At 37.0% G+C, this 13,393-nt stretch carries 14 protein-coding genes; 10 read left to right on the forward strand and 4 right to left on the reverse strand.

Annotated features, from left to right (window positions below):
* Positions 1-2: 2 nt before the first annotated feature.
* The 9 genes from murD to amrB are packed head-to-tail and all read left to right on the forward strand — an operon-like array spanning position 3 to position 9,871.
* On the forward strand, positions 3-1,397 hold the full coding sequence (gene murD, locus F1847_RS02475) for a UDP-N-acetylmuramoyl-L-alanine--D-glutamate ligase (RefSeq protein ID WP_150071529.1): 1,395 nt from the start codon (positions 3-5) through the stop codon (positions 1,395-1,397).
* The gene (gene murG, locus F1847_RS02480) at positions 1,394-2,473 is read left to right on the forward strand and encodes an undecaprenyldiphospho-muramoylpentapeptide beta-N-acetylglucosaminyltransferase (protein ID WP_150071530.1); all 1,080 of its coding nucleotides are present in this window, start codon (positions 1,394-1,396) and stop codon (positions 2,471-2,473) included. Before murD ends, murG begins: the two co-directional genes overlap by 4 nt.
* Positions 2,466-3,869: a UDP-N-acetylmuramate--L-alanine ligase gene (gene murC, locus F1847_RS02485; RefSeq protein ID WP_168194242.1), complete on the forward strand. Its 1,404-nt coding sequence runs from the start codon at positions 2,466-2,468 to the stop codon at positions 3,867-3,869. Before murG ends, murC begins: the two co-directional genes overlap by 8 nt.
* Entirely contained in the window at positions 3,853-4,764 is a 912-nt protein-coding gene (gene murB, locus F1847_RS02490; RefSeq protein WP_150071532.1) for a UDP-N-acetylmuramate dehydrogenase, read from the forward strand. The genes murC and murB overlap by 17 nt, the downstream gene beginning before the upstream one ends.
* Complete coding sequence (locus tag F1847_RS02495; protein WP_150071533.1) at positions 4,757-5,485, forward strand: cell division protein FtsQ/DivIB; 729 nt, start codon at positions 4,757-4,759, stop codon at positions 5,483-5,485. The genes murB and F1847_RS02495 overlap by 8 nt, the downstream gene beginning before the upstream one ends.
* A 4-nt stretch (positions 5,486-5,489) precedes the next feature.
* Positions 5,490-6,734 (forward strand): cell division protein FtsA, encoded by a 1,245-nt coding sequence (gene ftsA / locus F1847_RS02500; RefSeq protein WP_150071534.1) that lies wholly within the window; start codon positions 5,490-5,492, stop codon positions 6,732-6,734.
* 1 nt (position 6,735) lies between these two features.
* On the forward strand, positions 6,736-7,863 hold the full coding sequence (gene ftsZ / locus F1847_RS02505) for a cell division protein FtsZ (RefSeq protein WP_150071535.1): 1,128 nt from the start codon (positions 6,736-6,738) through the stop codon (positions 7,861-7,863).
* Positions 7,864-7,889: 26 nt separating this feature from the next.
* On the forward strand, positions 7,890-8,672 hold the full coding sequence (locus F1847_RS02510; protein WP_150071536.1) for a ParB N-terminal domain-containing protein: 783 nt from the start codon (positions 7,890-7,892) through the stop codon (positions 8,670-8,672).
* On the forward strand, positions 8,672-9,871 hold the full coding sequence (amrB, locus tag F1847_RS02515; protein WP_168194243.1) for an AmmeMemoRadiSam system protein B: 1,200 nt from the start codon (positions 8,672-8,674) through the stop codon (positions 9,869-9,871). Before F1847_RS02510 ends, amrB begins: the two co-directional genes overlap by 1 nt.
* Here amrB and F1847_RS02520 read toward each other — a convergent pair.
* Genes F1847_RS02520 through F1847_RS02530 form a run of 3 tightly spaced genes read right to left on the reverse strand, consistent with a single transcriptional unit; the run spans position 9,868 to position 11,325 of the window.
* Positions 9,868-10,479, reverse strand: coding sequence for a phosphoribosylanthranilate isomerase (locus F1847_RS02520; protein ID WP_150071538.1), 612 nt, complete (start codon positions 10,477-10,479; stop codon positions 9,868-9,870). The two genes, amrB and F1847_RS02520, sit on opposite strands and share 4 nt — an antisense overlap.
* A gap of 8 nt (positions 10,480-10,487) precedes the next feature.
* Positions 10,488-11,042 carry a ferredoxin domain-containing protein gene (locus F1847_RS02525; RefSeq protein ID WP_150071539.1) on the reverse strand — a complete coding sequence of 185 codons (555 nt, stop codon included), beginning with the start codon at positions 11,040-11,042 and terminating at the stop codon, positions 10,488-10,490.
* 25 nt (positions 11,043-11,067) lie between these two features.
* Positions 11,068-11,325 (reverse strand): hypothetical protein, encoded by a 258-nt coding sequence (locus F1847_RS02530; protein ID WP_150071130.1) that lies wholly within the window; start codon positions 11,323-11,325, stop codon positions 11,068-11,070.
* On the opposite strand from F1847_RS02530, the gene F1847_RS02535 reads away from it, so the two are divergent.
* Positions 11,281-12,480: an IS110 family transposase gene (locus F1847_RS02535; protein ID WP_150071129.1), complete on the forward strand. Its 1,200-nt coding sequence runs from the start codon at positions 11,281-11,283 to the stop codon at positions 12,478-12,480. The genes F1847_RS02530 and F1847_RS02535 overlap by 45 nt on opposite strands.
* 38 nt (positions 12,481-12,518) lie before the next feature.
* On the opposite strand, the gene F1847_RS02540 is transcribed toward F1847_RS02535, so the two are convergent.
* Positions 12,519-13,379, reverse strand: coding sequence for an NAD(P)-dependent oxidoreductase (locus F1847_RS02540; protein WP_150071540.1), 861 nt, complete (start codon positions 13,377-13,379; stop codon positions 12,519-12,521).
* Positions 13,380-13,393: the final 14 nt, after the last annotated feature.

The raw sequence follows: 13,393 nt of genomic DNA on the forward strand, positions 1-13,393 counted from the left end.
AAATGGAAGTTGAAGGTAAAAGGGTTGTAGTCATCGGTTTTGGTAGAAGTGGACAGGCGGCTACTAAACTTTTAATAAAAAAAGGTGCTCAAGTTTTGGTTTCTGAGGCTAATCCAAGAGAAAAGTTTAACCCTACTCTTATCTCTCAGTTTGAAACCCAAGGGGTTGAATTTAAGTTTGGAGGGCATGCTTTAGAAGACTTTTCCCAGGCTGATTTAGTAGTGGTAAGTCCAGGTATTCCAAGAGAGGTTTATAGAGATTGTTTAAAAAAGGGTATTCCCGTTTTAGGGGAGCTTGAGCTTGCTTGGCAGTTTTTAGAAAAAAAAGACCAGGCTATAGCTATTACCGGGACCAACGGTAAAACCACCACCACCGCTATGGTTTCAGAACTTTTAAAGCTTTCAGGCTATAAGGTTTTTACCGGAGGTAACTATGGGATACCTCTTTCGGAGTTGATTTACCTTAATACCAAGGTAGATAAATTAGTGCTTGAAGTCTCAAGTTTTCAGCTGGAAACCATCTATACCTTTAGACCTAAGGTAGGGCTTTTGCTTAACATTACCCCTGACCATTTAGAAAGGTATGAATCTGAAGAAGAATATGCCTATTTTAAATATAGGCTTTTTGAAAATCAGACCTTAGAAGATTATAGCGTCCTTCCTTTAAAAGAACCTTGGTTTTCAAAGTTTAAAGACTTGGTAAAGGGTAAAGTTTATCGGTTTTCGGAAAAAGAGGAAGACGGAGCCCAAGCCTATTTAAAAGATGAGAAGCATTTTGTGTTAAGGATAGAGGGAAAAGAGGAGGTATATTCTTTAGAAGGATTTAGGCTTTTAGGTTTACACAATAAACTAAACTATATAGCTGCAAGTTTAGGGGCTCGACTGATAGGAGCTTCTCAAGAAAGTATAGAAAAGTTAGTAACTGAGTTTGAAGGCTTTCCTCATAGGATTGAATATATCACCTCTGTGGGAGGGGTAAGTTTTATTAACGATTCTAAGGCTACTAATGTAGACGCTACCCTTCAGGCTTTAAAAGGGCTTGAAGGCAGGTTTATCCTTATCATGGGAGGAAAACATAAGGGAGCTTCGTATAGTCCTTTAATTCCTTATATTAAAGAAAAGGTTAAAGCTTTAGTTTTGATGGGGGAAGCAAGGTATGTGATAACTGAAGAATTAGGACAGGTAGTAGAAACTTACCTTGCAGAGACTTTGTCCCAGGCTGTAGCCATAGCTTTAAAATTGGCTGAACCAGGAGATTGTGTACTTTTATCCCCTGCTTGCTCTAGTTTTGACCAATTTAAAAACTACGAAGAAAGAGGAGAAGTTTTTAGAGAATTAGTTTTAAAATACGCCCCCCTCTTCCTTAAAGAGAAAGAAATAAACGAGGTGTACCATTGAGGTGGTTGATAGTTGCTGGAGGAACAGGAGGCCATCTTTTCCCAGGGATAGCTGTGGCTGAAGAATTGCAGAGGCTGGGTAGGGAGGTGTTTTTTGTTTCTGGCACAAGAAGGATAGAAAAAACCATCCTTAAAGACAGACCTTTTAAAGTTTATGAGCTTGAGGCAGAAGGATTTTTAGGAAGGTCGGTTTTAGATAAATTTAGGGCTGGGTTAAAGATGTTAAAAGCTATTTTAAAGGCTGACCAGATTATAAAAACCCTTAATCCAGACATTATTTTTGCTACAGGGGGATATATCTCTTTTCCTGTGGTTTTTGCAGGTAAATTAAGAAAAAAAATAACCGCCCTTCATGAGCAAAACGTGGAGCCAGGATTAGCCAACAAGATACTTTCTCGTTTGGTAGACAAAGTTTTTATAAGTATTAAGGGAAGTGAAAAGGCTTTCCCCTCAAAAAAGGTAGTTTTTTCAGGAAATCCTGTGAGAAAGACTATTTTAACCAAAAAACCTAAGGAACATAAAGGTTTAGGGGTTTTGATTTTAGGCGGAAGTTTGGGGGCTAAGTTTATCAATGAGTTATCGGTAGAGATAGTGCCTCGGTTGTTAGAGGAATTTAAAGATTTATTGATTATTCATCAGACAGGCCTTGATGAGTACGAAAAGGTTAAAGCTGGTTATGCACAAAAAATTTCTAAAAGTTTTCAAGAAAGACTTAAGGTTTTCCCTTTTATAGAGGATATGGGATGGGCTTATTCTCAAGTAGACCTGTTTTTAGGAAGGGCAGGGGCTACAACCCTGGCAGAGCTTTTTGCGGTAGGATTACCGGCTGTTTTTATACCTTTTCCCTATGCTACCAGAGACCATCAAAAGAAAAATGCTTTAAGGGTAGCAGAAAAAGGAGGGGCAGTAGTTATAGATCAAAGAGAAGCTACCCCAGAAAGGGTTTTAGAGGTGTTAAAAGATATGCTTAAGGATAAGAAAAAACTGGAAGAAATGTCTGAGGCTATGAAAAGTTTTTATGTCCCTTTCCCAGAAAGGATTATCATCGAAGAACTTGAGAGGTTGCATAATGTTTAAGTTTTTGGGGCATAAAGAAGGACCTAAGAGGATACATTTTATAGGAATTGGCGGTGTAGGAATGAGCAGTTTAGCGATGATCCTTCATTCCTTAGGGCACAAGGTAAGCGGATGCGATATCAATAAAAGCAAATATACTGAAATGCTTGAAAAACAGGGTATCAAAGTCTATTATCAACATGATGAAGCCCATCTTAAAAAAATAGATGTAGTGGTCTATTCTTCTGCGATTTCTCAAGATAATCCAGAGCTTTCTAAGGCTAAAGAAATGGGCATTTGGGTTATTCCTCGGGCACAGATGTTAGCTGAGGTAATGAACCTTTACCCTAAAAGTATCGTGGTTGCAGGTTCTCATGGTAAGACTACAACCACCTCCATGATAGCAGAGATGTTGCTTAAATTGGATAAAAGCCCTACGGTAGTAGTAGGAGGTATCATAACCAACATAAAAACTCATTCTCTTTTAGGTAAAGGAGATTATTTAATAGCTGAAGCCGATGAAAGCGACGGCTCCTTTTTATGTTATAACCCTTACATAGAGGTAATTACCAACATCGATGTAGAACATTTAGATTTTTATGCAGACTTTAATGCCATTAAAAAGGCGTTTATCAATTTTATAAAAAAATGTTCTCCAGAAGGAAAGGTTATCTTATGCGGAGATGATCCAGGAATAAAAGAGGTGCTCCAAGAGATTAGGGGTCCCTTTTTACTTTATGGTTTTTCGGCAGACAATCAACTGAGGGCAGAGATTTTAGACGAAGATGAAGGGTATCCTTTAGTAAAGGTTATGTTTAAGGAAAAAGTTTTAGGACAGATGAGGCTTTCTATCCCTGGTAAACATAATGTTTGTAACGCTTTAGCAGCTATAGGGGTGGGTTTAGAGCTCGCATTACCTATAAAACAAGTGATAGAAATTTTACAGGAATTTAAAGGGGCAGGAAGAAGGCTTGAACATAAAGGTTTTTGGAGAGGGTCGGTTTTGATAGACGATTATGCTCATCATCCTACTGAGATAAAAGCTTCTCTTGAGGCCTTAAGAAAGGTTTATAAAGATAAAAAAATCGTATTGGTTTTCCAACCCCATCGTTATACCAGGACTAAGTTTCTTTGGGATAAATTTTTATTAGTTTTAAAGGAACCTGATATTTTGGTGTTGACCGAGATTTATCCTGCCAGCGAAAATCCTATTCCTGGGGTTTCGGGTTTTATTCTTTTTGAAAACCTTAAGAACTTAAGAGGAGGAAAGCCTACCTTTTTTGGAGAAAATCTGGAAAAGGTAAAAGAATTTTTAGAAGAGATTGTAGATGAAAACCAGGTGGTCATCACGATGGGTGCAGGAAACATTTATAAACTACATCGTTTGATTTTAGAAAGCGATGAAAGAAAAAATTAAAGAATTTTTAGAAAAAAATAAAATTGTTTACTTAGAAAAAGAACCTTTGGCTCCTTATACTACCATCAAGATAGGCGGGGCTTGCGATTTTTTTGTTTTTCCGTCAGAAGAAGAGAGTTTGATTAGATTGTTAAAGTTTTTAGAGAGTATAAAATTTCCTTATTATATTTTAGGTGGAGGAAGCAATCTTTTAGTAGCCGACGAAGGATTTAACGGGATGGTAATAAGTTTTAGAAAGTTAAAAGGGATAGAGTTCGTAAAAGAAGAAAAAGAAGAAGTAATTCTGAAGGTCAAGGCTGGTGTTGGTGTTAACGAGCTTTTAAGTTTGTGTTTGAAAAGAGGGTTTTCTGGGTTAGAGTTTTTGGCAGGGGTTCCTGCCACTATAGGTGGAATAGTTAAGATGAACGCAGGGGCTTTTGGAAGGAGTATTTCTCAAATAGTAAAAAAGGTCTATCTTTACCAAGAAGGAGTATTAACCTATTTTGAGCCCAAAGAAGAAGACTGGAGCTATAGAAGGTTTAAAAAAGAAGGAGTGATTTTAGAAGTAGAGTTTAGACTTAAAAAAACAGAGAAAGAGGCGGTAAAAAGTAAGGTGTTAGAGTTTTTAAATAAAAGAAGGCTTACCCAACCCCTTTCTAAAAGAACCTTTGGCTCGGTGTTTAAAAACCCTCCTTGTTATTATGCTGGACAGTTGATAGAGGCCTGTGGTTTAAAAGGTTATAGGGTAGGAGAGGCAGAGATTTCTAAAAAACATGCTAACTTTATCGTAAATTTAGGTAAAGCTAAGGCTAAAGAGGTTTTAGAGTTGATGAAAATAGCCCGAAATAAGGTTTGGGAAAAGTTTAGGGTGAGTTTAGAGCCTGAGGTAAAGTTCTTGGGGATAAAAAATGGGTAGATTTTTTAGTTTATTAAAACGTCCTTTTTTTTGGGGAACTATCGGGATATTAGGGTTGTTAGCCTTAGTGTTTTATGTGCTTTATTTTACCGACCTTTTTGTTTTGAAAGAGGTTAAGGTTTCTCCTACTAAAAGGGTAAGTAAAGAAGAAATTATTAAACTTGCTGAGCTTAAAGGAGGGGAGCGCTTTTTTACCATTTCTTTAAAAGACTTGAGGGCAAGGATCCTTTCTAATGAAAACATAGAGGAAGTAACGATTGTTCGGCGTTTACCTGGTACTTTAGAGTTTATTATTAAGGAAAGAGAACCATTGGCTATTTTAATCAAAAATAATAAAGGGTATTTAGTAGACAAAAAAGGCGTTATTATGGAGGGGATATTACCGGAAGATTACTTCTTTTATCCGGTGTTAGAAATTAAAAATGAGATGTTAAAAGATAAACTTTTTGAGTTTCTTTATTGGTTAAAAAACAATAAAAATTATTTGCCTGTTTACGAAAACATTTCTAAAATTGAATTAGAAGACAGTAAAATGATTATACTTACTAAAAATAAGATAAAAATCTATTTACCTTTGATTGCTGAAAAAGATTGGGTTTACTTTTATAAAAATTTAGACAAAATAATGGCATATCTGTATGAAAAAGGGCAGACAGAAAAGATAGAGTTGATTAGATTAGACTACCCTGTAGGACAAGCTTTAATTAAATTTAGGGAGTGATAAGATGGGCAAGGAAGTAGGGATTTTGGTGGTAGATGTAGGGACTACCAAGGTATGTGCTTTGATAGGAGAAGAAAGAGAAGGAGAACTTTGGGTTACTGGAATCGGTATAGCACCTTCTCAAGGTTTAAAAAAGGGTATGGTTTTAAACATTGATGAAGCCACCCAGAGTATTAAGAATGCTATAGAAAAGGCTTTAACACAGGCTAAAGTAGAAATAGGAAGTGTATATGTGAGTATAGCAGGTGCTCACATTAAAACCATTCCAGGAATGGGAGTTGTAGCTTTAAAGCAAAAGTGTGTAACAGAAGAGGATGTAGAAGAGGTGCTCCGTTCAGCTCAAAATTTAAACCTACCCCCTGAGACTGAAATCCTACATGTAATACCGCAAGAGTTTATCTTAGACCAACAAGGGGGTATTTTACAGCCTGTAGGAATGACAGGGGTAAGGTTGGAAGCTCATGTAAAACTTATCGTTTGTAATCGTTCTTCTTTGCAGAACTTGCTTAGATGTTTTGAGAACCTTAACTTAGGGGTTGATGGGGTTATCTTTCAGGGGCTTGCTTCAGCCGAGGCGGTTTTAACCCCAGAAGAAAAAGAATTAGGGGTAGTGCTTTTGGATTTTGGAGGAGGCACTACGGATGTGGTCATTTACTGGGATAACGTATTAAGAGATGTTTTTTCTATTCAGGTAGGAGGAGAGCATCTAACTAACGACTTGGCGGTTGGGCTTAGGACTTCAAGAAGAGAAGCAGAAAAACTTAAAATAGAAAAAGGGGTATGTTTAAGGGAACTGGTGGAAGAGGACGAAATTATAGAAGTAGCAGGTATCGGTAATCGTCCTCCGAGAAAGGTAAATAAGAAATTTTTGGCAGAGATTTTAGAACCAAGAGTCAAAGAGCTTTTTGAGTTGATTGAGAGAGAACTTCGGAAAGAGGTTGCAAGCCAGTTTAGAGGTTTTGATCTAAAGTCTAAGATAGGAAGTGGAATAGTAATTACCGGTGGTTCTTCTCTTATTCCTGGTTTAGTTTATTTGGCAGACCAGATGTTTGACCTCCCAGCAAGGATAGGTTATCCTATAAGACTTGCAGGACTTACAGAGGAAGTTTCTCATCCCCAATTTTCTACTGCAGTAGGTATGCTTCTTTATGCCTATAATTATGGAGAAAAAACGGAACCAACAGAAAAGGAAGAAGGATTTTTAGAAAAATTAAAAAAAATATACAAAAAATTTTTAAAAGGAGGATAACATGGGTATCTCTTTTGAGCTCTTAGATGAAGAAGTGAAGGTTCAACCTAACATTAAGGTAGTGGGAGTAGGTGGAGCTGGTGGCAATGCTATCGCTAACATGATTAGAAATAAACTTGTAGGGGTAGAATTTGTAGTGGCTAACACAGACTACAGGGTCCTTGAATTAAACCCAGCCCCGATTAAAATTCAATTGGGGAAAAAACTTACTAAAGGACTGGGAGCAGGTGGAAAGCCAGAAGTAGGTAGACAAGCAGCCGAGGAGAGCGAAAAAGAGATAAGAGATGTGTTAAAAGATGCAGACATGGTTTTTATAGCTGCAGGTATGGGAGGAGGTACAGGAACCGGTGCAGCTCCCGTGATAGCCAACATTTGTAAAGACCTTGGAATCCTAACAGTAGCGGTAGTAACCAAACCTTTCACTTTTGAAGGAAGACACAGGATAAAATTGGCTGAACAAGGCTTAGAAGAACTCTCCAAGTTTGTAGATACCTTGATTACTATTCCAAACGACCGTTTACTTACCCTTGGGTCTCCACAAGAAAGATTGTCGGATATGTTTAAAAAAGCAGACGATGTATTATATTATGCTGTAAGAGGTATTTCAGACCTTATTCTTTCTCCAGGTTATATCAACCTGGACTTTGCAGACGTTAAGGCAGTGATGAGTGAAAGTGGAGGTATGGCTTTGATGGGAATGGGAGAGGCTGTAGGAGATTCTAGGGCAGAAATCGCTACTCAGATGGCAGTTTATAGTCCTCTTTTAGATGACCTTACCCTTTCAGGTGCTAAAGGTGTATTACTTAATATAAGCGGACATTCTGAAACTTTGACTATTCAAGAAACTCAATTTATAACCACCATGATAGCCAAAGAGCTTCATCCAGACGCTAAAGTATATTGGGGTGTAGTTTTTGATGAATCCTTAGGAGATGCTTTAAGGGTTACGGTGATTGCTACAGGCCTTGAATCATCCAAAAAAGAAGAAAAAAACGGCAAAGTAGTAACCATAGAAGAGGGATTAAGAAGGAGAGAAGGCAAAGAAAAGTTTAATAAGATAGAGGAATATTCTTTAGAAGAGGAAGAAGTACTTGATATACCTACCTTTCTTAGAAGAAACGCAGATTAACGATTAAGATTAATTAGAGGGGGACTATGAAAGAGATAGCCACTTTTGATGACCCTGTTAGAAAACAACCCCTCACTTTAGCTATCTTTGATTTAGAAGAAATCCATAGACCACCTTTTCAGCGGGATATCTCAGAAAGTTTAAAAAAACATTTAGAGATGGCTATAGAAAAGTTAGGGTTTTTAACACCGATAGTAGTGGTAAATAAAAACGGAAAATATTATGTCGTTGACGGACAGCATCGTTTAGAGGCGATGAAGGACATAGGTGCAAGAGAGATAGTGGGAATAATCGTAGATGAAAGCCTTTATCATCATATTTTAGAATTTAACACCGAAAAGCCCCCAAACGTTAAAGAAAAGTCAAAACAAGCCTATCGATTGTATCAAGACCTGCTTAAAGAAGATGAAAATTTGATAGAAGAAGAGCTGTTTACCTATTTTAAAGACCCGATGTTTATTACTTTTGGTTTTGCTATAGAAGAGTTTGACCCAAAGTTTCCAGCCAGTTTTTATGAAAGTTTTGTGTCTAAAATAGACGAGTTTTTGAGAAAACCATTAAAAGAGTCAGCAGAAGAAAGAAGAAAGAGGGCGAAAGCTTTGATAGAGCTTAACCAAGTGGTTAATCAGAAATATGCAGAGTTTGGTTGGGATAACGCTCTTCTTAAAGGAGAGATCGTTAGAAAGGCAGTACAAAAAGCCTTTGGTGTAAGGGTAAGAACTATTGAAGAAGAGTTTTATTCAGCTATAAAATTGGTAAAACAGGCTTGCGAAAGCCTGACTCCACAAGATTTTGGAGAGGAAGAATGATGGAATTAGAATATCCTTTGGATTATAAGCCCATTTTAAGGTATGTAGATGTAATACCTGCTGAGCACGAAGGTCAACCGGTATTTTTTTTAAGAGACCCTTTAGGTTTTATAGATGAATTGGTAGTAGTGCCTCAATATCTTGCTTTTTTGCTTGCCTTGATGAACGGACAAAACGACCTAAGAGACTTACAGTCTGAAGCAACCAAACAGTTTGGTCAGATGGTACCTTTAGAAGAAGTAGTAAAAATAGTTAAATTTTTAGATGAGAAAGGTCTTTTATGGTCTAAAACCTTTGAAGAAATCAAAGAAAAAGCTTATTCTAAATGGTTTTCTTATCCTTTTAGGGCTATGGCTCATGCTAATTCAGCCTATCCTTTATCTGCAGCCGAGGCAAAATTTTTTGTTGAAGACATCCTAAAACTTGGTTCTTCTGAGTCTGCCAATCCCCCTAAAATTTTGATAGCCCCTCATATAGACATAAAAGCAGCTGCTAGATCTTATGCTGAAAGTTATAACAGGTTTAAATTACCTCCTGGGGCTAGAATAATAATTTTAGGGGTAGGACATCATTTAGACCTTCCTTTTTCTGTGCTTACTAAAGACATAGCTACTCCTTTTGGGTTGATAAAAAACGATAGGGGAGGCTTATTTTTTTTAACTAATTCTAAAAAGATAGAGGTTTTCCCTGACCACATAGCCCATCGGTTAGAACATTCTATAGAATTTCAAGCCCTGTTTTTGCATTATCTTTTAAAAGACCAGTTTATGGTTTTACCTGTTTTAGTAGGTCCTATGCCTACTCTTTTTGAAAATCCAGAACTTACAAATAGGTTTGTCGAGGGTTTAGCCCAGTTGATGGAAGATGAACATACCTATTTGGTTTTAGGTATAGATTTTTGTCATCTCGGATTAAGATATGGAGACCCCTTTGAGGTTTCTGAAGAACATGCCCAAATAGCCTTAGAAAACGATAAAGCCTTGTTACAACTTACTTTTGATGGAACCAAAGAGGAGTTTTTAGAAAAAGCTAAACAAACCTTACCTTTAAAAGTATGCGGTCTTTCTACTCTTTATCTTACTAAACTTATCATGGAAAAATTAGGGGCTAAAGGAAAATTAGACCTATACCATCAGGAGTTTGTTCCTTTTGGTCAGGGCTCGGCAGTTTCTGTATCCTCTGCAGGATATGTAGTTTAAATTAATTGGGCAAAGAGCTTTTTTATTTTTTGATGGTCTTTTATTCCAGGGGAGGCTTCTATTCCTGAAGAAAGGTCTATGGCATAAGGACATACGGTTAAAATAGCTTCTTTTACGTTTTCTGGGTTTAAGCCTCCTGCTAAAAAGACTTTATAACCTTGGTCGACAAGAATCTTAGCTAAACTCCAGTTAAAGGTTTGACCTGTTCCTCCAGGTATCCCCTTTACAAACGTATCGGTAAGAATGGCATAAGCTTTTTTCCAAGGTAAAACCTTTTCTGGTTCTATTTTATCTTTAACTCTAAAGGCCTTTATTACTCTTGTAAGCCCTATTTTTTGAGCAAATTCAACCGTTTCCTCTCCGTGAAGCTGAATTAAATCTATCCCAATGTCTAAGGCCTTTTTTACCTCTTCGTAATTAGGATTAACAAATACCCCTACTTTTTTAATCCCTACTCTTACACAACCCAAAAGTTGGTCTATATTTTCTCCTACATACCTTGGGGACCGAGGATAAAACACAAAACCTATATAATCTACCGGAAATTGATTTAAAAACAAAACATCCTCTTTACGGGTTAAACCACAGATTTTTATTTTGGGTTTCATCAAAGTCTTTATTTTAAAGGGGGCCTGTCAAAATAGATGTTCTTTCCTTTTACACTTAAGGGTATTCCCATGATTACGTTCCCTTTAATCAGGTTTAATCTTTTAGCTGCTACGCCTATGGTATACATGATCCGATTGTCTACACAAAGGTCTTTAGCCTTAGCCACAGCTGAACCTAAAGCAATTCCCATGTCTAAAAGTTTTATTCCGCAAACAGGCCCATCAAAATCAAGCTGACTTTTTTCTTGTTTCATCAATTCCTCGCATTTAAATCCGCAGATTCCACAGTCCATCCCTAAGGGTTTAGTAAAATTAAGGGCTATCAAGATAATCGCTTCCGAATTTCTTACATTGTCAGCATCTCTTTTAAAAAACTTAAAGGCTGCACCTTTTTCTTCAGCGATTTTTTCCATCTCTTGGGCCAGTTTTTCTTTTTCTGCGGGGTCGGTAATCAAACCAAAAACTAAGTCATCTACCCCCTTGGCTTTAGGAGCGGTGCGTGCTGCCACCAGTATTTGTTTAGCTAAAGCTTCTATTATTTCTAACTCTGGATTAAGCTTCATCTTCCCTCCTCCTGCAATTTTTATGTTAAGGTTTGTTTAACACATTTTGTTTTGTATAATAAAACAAAAGCTTATAAGTTAGAGAGGGACAGGGACTCCATTTTTGGTAGGCCTTTGAGCCTCTTAAGGAGTATGTCCCTCTGTCCCTCAACACCCGATAAGTTGGTTGGGCTACCAAAGCCCCAGCTACTCGGGAGGATGGTGTGAGGGACAAAAATCTTAAAAAGGAGGTAGCATCATGACCCATTACATCGGTGTTGACATTTCTAAAGATAACTTCCACTTCTGCATCCTTAACCATGAAGCTAAAACCCTCTCCTCCGGCAAACTCTCTATGTCTCTTCAAGGCTTCTCTGATTTCTTTAACCTTCTCAAAACCCTCTCTGACCCTATCGTTGTTATGGAATCCTCTGGTAGGTTCCACATCCCCCTTTACTGCTTCCTCGTTGAAAAAGATATCCAAACCTTCATCCTTAACCCTAAAATCGTCCACAGATTCTTTGAATTTATCTCCGCTAACAACCCCTCTAAATACGACACAAAAGATGCCAAAATCCTTGCACTCTTCGCTCTTAATAACCCTGAATTCCTTAAATCCTATCCTGAAAACTCTGAACTCCGTAGTGCTTCTCGTCTTATCCAAAAACTTAAACATGAACTTGCTGAAGCTAAAACTCAAATCAAATACGCCCTCACTGTTCTTTTCCCAGAAGCTGAAAAGCACTTTAATATTTACTCCCACTCCTTCCTTAACATACTCCTTAAATTCCCCTCTGCTAAAACCCTTAAAAAAGCTAAACCAAATGAAATTTCCGAAATTATTAAATCCTCTGTTCCTAAAGGTAAAACCCCTTCCTTTTCTCCCGATGAAGTCATAAACCTTGCTAAAAACTCTATCGGGGTTGACAATCCTTATCTCTCTCAAACTCTTATCATCTACATCGAAAAACTCTTTTTCCTTGAGCCAAGAATAAAAAAGCTTGAAGAGATGCTTGTAGAGAAAATGGATGAAGACCAGCAAGAACAAATTAAGCTCATTTCCTCTATAAAAGGTATTTCCTCTAAACTTGCAAGTCTCTTTTTGGCTGAAATCAGAGACGTAAAAAGATTTTCTAATGCCAAAAAGCTCATAAAGTTTGCGGGCACAGACCCAGTAACAAAACAATCTGGTAAGTATAAAGCTAAGATGAGCATATCTAAGCAAGGGTCGAGCTTTCTCAGAAATGTTCTTTTCCAGATGGCGGTAGGTGTAGTAAAATGGAATTTTTACTTCAGATCCTATTTTATACGTAAGAAGAAAAACTTTGGCAGTTATAAGAAAGCTATGATAGCAGTTGTAAACAAACTTATAAGAGTTATCTATGCAATTTGTAGAAAAAAAACTTTCTTTAATCCTGCTTTTTCTAAGTTCCCTGTTCTGGAGGTCTCTCATGTTTAATTCCTATTTTCTGATAGTTGACTCCTTGAGGATTAATTTTATCCAGATGTCTGAGTTTGTAGACTTTTTAAAACATAATATATAGCCGAAAAATCTTTATCTTTTAACCCTAAATTAATCCCAATTCTGTATAGTTCTTTTACCAAAGCTCCTTCTAAGGCTATTCCTGAAAAGGTTTTAAAAAGTTCTTCAGCGTAGTTTAAGTCTTTTATCAAGTTTTCCAAAGAAAAATGAGGGATGAAGTTTTCTTTTAGCAGGGCTTCTTTTTTAACCTTTAACACATAAGAATTTCCCGCCCCGTTTTCTAATATGTTTAAAAGTTCTTCTTTGTTAAACCCTATGTTTTCTCCTAAAACTATGGCAGAAGCTAAAGCCTCCATAATCAAGGCTAAAAGATAGTTGTTGATTAGTTTAGCTTTGGTAGCTTTACCAGGTGTTTGGAGATAAAAACACCGTTGGGATAAGATTTGTAAAAGAGGTTTAACCTTTTCAAAAACTTTTTCTTCTCCACTTATAAGAAGGGTAAGCTGTCCTTTTTCTGCTGGGATAACGCTTCCTAAAACAGGACACTCTAAATAAAAACCTCCTTTTTCTTTTAAAAAACGATGAAATTCTAAAACCTTAGAGAGGCAATTGGTAGAGGTATCTATGATAATTTTATCTTTTAGATATGGAGACATTTGGGTCAAAAGGTCTTCAACTGCTTGACTATCTTTAACACATAAGAAAATAGTCTCCTCTTTATCTATAAGCTCTTCCAAGGTTTCTACATAAGGTAACCCAGAAACTTTAGCTTTTTCTAAAGACCGGTTCCAAACCGTAACTTTTACCCCCTGAGAAGAAAGCCTTTTTACCATAGCTTGTCCTAAAAGTCCTAATCCTACAAACCCTACTTCCATGTTTAAACTCTCCA

It is taken from the genome of Thermodesulfobacterium sp. TA1 (assembly GCF_008630935.1).
GTDB lineage: Bacteria > Desulfobacterota > Thermodesulfobacteria > Thermodesulfobacteriales > Thermodesulfobacteriaceae > Thermodesulfobacterium.

What these genes read in the sequence shown, in the direction of transcription:
- F1847_RS02520 (WP_150071538.1), bottom strand. Translation starts at nt 10,479, where the DNA reads ATGAAACCCAAAATAAAAATCTGTGGTTTAACCCGTAAAGAGGATGTT.
- F1847_RS02535 (WP_150071129.1), top strand. Translation starts at nt 11,281, where the DNA reads ATGACCCATTACATCGGTGTTGACATTTCTAAAGATAACTTCCACTTC.
- amrB (WP_168194243.1), top strand. Translation starts at nt 8,672, where the DNA reads ATGGAATTAGAATATCCTTTGGATTATAAGCCCATTTTAAGGTATGTA.
- murD (WP_150071529.1), top strand. Translation starts at nt 3, where the DNA reads ATGGAAGTTGAAGGTAAAAGGGTTGTAGTCATCGGTTTTGGTAGAAGT.
- ftsA (WP_150071534.1), top strand. Translation starts at nt 5,490, where the DNA reads ATGGGCAAGGAAGTAGGGATTTTGGTGGTAGATGTAGGGACTACCAAG.
- ftsZ (WP_150071535.1), top strand. Translation starts at nt 6,736, where the DNA reads ATGGGTATCTCTTTTGAGCTCTTAGATGAAGAAGTGAAGGTTCAACCT.
- F1847_RS02540 (WP_150071540.1), bottom strand. Translation starts at nt 13,379, where the DNA reads ATGGAAGTAGGGTTTGTAGGATTAGGACTTTTAGGACAAGCTATGGTA.
- F1847_RS02510 (WP_150071536.1), top strand. Translation starts at nt 7,890, where the DNA reads ATGAAAGAGATAGCCACTTTTGATGACCCTGTTAGAAAACAACCCCTC.
- F1847_RS02495 (WP_150071533.1), top strand. Translation starts at nt 4,757, where the DNA reads ATGGGTAGATTTTTTAGTTTATTAAAACGTCCTTTTTTTTGGGGAACT.
- murB (WP_150071532.1), top strand. Translation starts at nt 3,853, where the DNA reads ATGAAAGAAAAAATTAAAGAATTTTTAGAAAAAAATAAAATTGTTTAC.
- murC (WP_168194242.1), top strand. Translation starts at nt 2,466, where the DNA reads ATGTTTAAGTTTTTGGGGCATAAAGAAGGACCTAAGAGGATACATTTT.
- F1847_RS02525 (WP_150071539.1), bottom strand. Translation starts at nt 11,042, where the DNA reads ATGAAGCTTAATCCAGAGTTAGAAATAATAGAAGCTTTAGCTAAACAA.